The sequence below is a fragment of the Vibrio sp. 1562 genome, assembly GCF_033340155.1.
Classification (GTDB): domain Bacteria; phylum Pseudomonadota; class Gammaproteobacteria; order Enterobacterales; family Vibrionaceae; genus Vibrio; species Vibrio alginolyticus.
Map to the genome: position 1 here is coordinate 1 of NZ_JAWOVY010000254.1, position 770 is coordinate 770.

Annotated in this window: 1 protein-coding gene; it reads left to right on the forward strand. The window is 49.5% G+C overall.

Annotated elements, in window-relative coordinates; all coding sequences use genetic code 11:
- On the forward strand, positions 1–751 hold a 751-nt coding region (tsaD, locus tag R7Z49_RS24485), incomplete at its 5' end, for a tRNA (adenosine(37)-N6)-threonylcarbamoyltransferase complex transferase subunit TsaD (RefSeq protein WP_318112294.1).
- Positions 752–770 lie beyond the last annotated feature (19 nt).

Below are 770 nucleotides of genomic sequence, written 5' to 3' on the forward strand. Positions count from 1 at the left end.
AGTGGGTGCAACCATTGGTCGTAGTATTGCTTACGCATGGGGTGTGCCTGCTGTTCCTGTTCATCACATGGAAGGTCATTTGCTCGCGCCAATGCTAGAAGATAACCCACCACCATTCCCATTTGTGGCGGTGTTGGTTTCTGGCGGTCACTCGATGATGGTGGAAGTAAAAGGCATTGGTGAATACAAGATTCTAGGCGAATCCATTGATGATGCAGCCGGTGAAGCATTTGATAAGACGGCTAAGCTGATGGGGCTAGATTACCCAGGCGGTCCTCTGTTATCTAAGCTAGCAGAGAAAGGTACACCGGGTCGCTTTAAGTTCCCACGACCAATGACCAATGTGCCGGGTTTGGATATGAGTTTCTCTGGTTTGAAAACCTTCACGGCAAACACGATTGCAGCGAATGGCGATGACGAGCAGACTCGTGCTGATATTGCGTACGCTTTTGAAGAAGCCGTGTGTGCAACGTTGGCAATTAAATGTAAGCGTGCATTAGAGCAAACCGGTATGAAGCGTATCGTTATTGCTGGTGGTGTAAGTGCGAACCGCCGCTTGCGTGCAGAGCTTGAGAAGCTTGCGAAGAAAATCGGTGGTGAAGTGTATTACCCACGTACCGAGTTCTGTACTGACAACGGTGCAATGATTGCGTATGCGGGTATGCAACGTTTGAAGAACGGTGAAGTCGCAGATATGTCGGTGGAAGCGCGTCCGCGTTGGCCAATTGACCAGCTAACGCCAATCGCGTAATCAAACCTTGTATATTGAC